Below are 2,268 nucleotides of genomic sequence, written 5' to 3'. Positions count from 1 at the left end.
TATGCGTCGTGCGGGTGCGGACACCATCGTCATCGCGGGTGTCTCGACCGGGAACTGCGTGATCACCACCGCGATCGACGGTGCGAACCAGGACTACAAGGTGATCACCCTGGCTGACACCAACGCCGCCATCCCGGCGTCGTTGGAGGACCAGCCGCTGGGCTACGGCCAGCACTGGGAGGCATTGCGCAACATCCAGGCCAACCACGGTGACGTGCTGCTGAGCACCGAGTTCCTGAAGATGATCGGCGTCGAGTAACAGCTGGCACGAGAAGCGAGAGTGGCGGGCGCGCGGTCGCAACCGACGGCGCGCCCGCCGGCTTCTGATGAACGAGGGGCAGGAGACGGTGACCGACCGCAGGGTGGAACAAGACGAGTTGACGCGACTCGCCACGGGCTTCTCGTTCGTCGAGGGCCCGGTGTGGCACGCGGACGAGGGTCGACTCGTGTTCAGCGACATCCCGGCGGACTGCATGTACGTCATGTCTCCGGACGGGGCCGTCGAGATCTTCCGCGCCCCGAGCAGGATGGCGAACGGCAGCACCCTGGACCGTGAGGGCCGGCTGCTGACCTGCGAGCACGCCACCAGCCGGCTGGTGCGGCGCAACCTCGACGGCACGCTGACGGTCGTCGCCGACCGGTTCGAGGGCAAGGAGCTGAACAGCCCGAACGACGTGATCGTCGCCCGCGACGGCACCATCTACTTCACCGACCCCCTCTACGGCCGCGGCTCGATGTACGGCGTCCTGCGGGATCCCGAGCTCGACTGGCGCGGCGTCTACCGGATCTCTCCCGACGGCGACCGTATCGACCTCGTCGCCGCCGACTTCGACGGACCCAACGGACTCTGCCTCTCCCCGGACGAACGCTTCCTCTACGTCAACGACACCGAGCGTCGCCACATCCGCCGGTTCGCGGTGGACCGCGGTGAGATCCGGGGCGGCGAGGTCTGGGCCGAGGTGACGGGTGAGGGCGTCGGAGTCCCCGACGGCATGAAGTGCGACCGCCTCGGCAACCTCTACTGCACCGGCCCCGGGGGGATCCACGTGTTCGACGACGAGGCGCGCGCGGTCGGGCTGATTCGCGTGCCCGAGGACACGGCGAACTTCACGTGGGGCGACGAGGACCTCCGCACGCTGTACATCTGTGCGAGCACCAGCATCTACTGCATCCGCACGGCCATTCCGGGGCTCCGGCTACACCTTCCGGCCGACGCGAGGTCGACATGAGCCTGACGCCGGGTATCCGCCCGGTCCGTCGGCTGAAGGTGGCGGACTCTGTGGCGGCACAGTTGGAGCGCCTGATCACCGACGGCGGTTTCGCGCCGGGTGACCGCCTCCCTGCCGAACGCGTGCTCGCCGAGCAGTTCGGGGTGGGACGCAGCTCCATGCGCGAGGCGCTCCGCATGGTGGAGGCGCTGGGCCTGGTCCGCACCGATCACGGAGTCGGCGTGTTCGTGGTGCGTGCCGAGAAGCAGGCGCCCTCCGCGTCCCAGCTGTTGCTCTTCGACGAGTTCACCGTCGGCGACCTCTTCGAGGTGCGCCTGCCGCTGGAGGACAAGGCCGCCTCGCTGGCGGCCCGTCGGGTGACGCCGGCGACGGCCACGAGGCTGCAGGAGCTGCTCGAGGCCGCGAGCGATCCCGACCTGAGCGACGCTCGGTTCATCGAGCTCGACGGTGCCCTGCACCAAGCGATCGCGGAGACCGCCGGCAACCCGCTCCTCGTGGAGCTGGTGAAGAACCTCGCCCCGCTGTTCGTGCGGTACTCCGAGCGGGTGATCGCCCTGCCCGGCCGGCGGGCCCGAGCCCACCTCGGCCACCAGGCCATCGTCGAGGCGATCATCGGCCGACGCGTTCGGGACGCCCGGGAGGCCGCGGTGCGGCACATCCGCGAGGTCGAGCAGGACGTGCTGGACCACCTCGCCCAGTCGGGCGGGGCGGTCGACGACGCCTGACCGGGGAAGCGCGGATCTCTCCCACGTGTGTTGACACCGGCTTGTGGCGCTCGTTACTGTTCAGACCACCTGATGACCGGCTAAGACGACGACGAGGTCCACTCGGCGCAGGGGGTCCGCTACCTCCAGGAGTTGGGATGGCAATCGAGCCTTCGCGCGCGACGGGACGGCTGACGGCCCCCCGGGCCGAGCCGCCGGCCAGCGAGGGTCCGGGGGGCCGGATCGACAGCGGCGGTCACCACTCGGCACGACGCAGCGTCAACCGAAGAAGTCGAAGTACACCAACCAAGTAAGAGGAGATGGGCATGTCGTCC

The 2,268-nt window shown here is 69.3% G+C and carries 3 protein-coding genes; all 3 read left to right on the top strand.

Going from position 1 to position 2,268, the window contains the following annotated elements; all coding sequences use genetic code 11:
- Nucleotides 1–259 (top strand): cysteine hydrolase family protein (locus ACYQ0U_RS22600; RefSeq protein WP_459976139.1); only part of this gene is annotated, 259 nt, incomplete at its 5' end.
- A gap of 118 nt (nucleotides 260–377) precedes the next feature.
- Nucleotides 378–1,229: an SMP-30/gluconolactonase/LRE family protein gene (locus ACYQ0U_RS22595; RefSeq protein WP_459976138.1), complete on the top strand. Its 852-nt coding sequence runs from the start codon at nucleotides 378–380 to the stop codon at nucleotides 1,227–1,229.
- Nucleotides 1,226–1,954 carry a FadR/GntR family transcriptional regulator gene (locus ACYQ0U_RS22590; protein WP_459976137.1) on the top strand — a complete coding sequence of 243 codons (729 nt, stop codon included), beginning with the start codon at nucleotides 1,226–1,228 and terminating at the stop codon, nucleotides 1,952–1,954. The genes ACYQ0U_RS22595 and ACYQ0U_RS22590 overlap by 4 nt, the downstream gene beginning before the upstream one ends.
- The last annotated feature ends 314 nt before the right edge of the window (nucleotides 1,955–2,268 follow it).

The sequence above is a fragment of the Nocardioides pyridinolyticus genome (assembly GCF_054653575.1).
The sequence above is the reverse complement of the archived record's forward strand: the minus strand, read 5'-3'. Positions and strand labels throughout refer to the sequence as shown.

Coding starts and splice junctions, on each gene's coding strand:
- ACYQ0U_RS22590 (WP_459976137.1), top strand. CDS start 1,226: ATGAGCCTGACGCCGGGTATCCGCCCGGTCCGTCGGCTGAAGGTGGCG.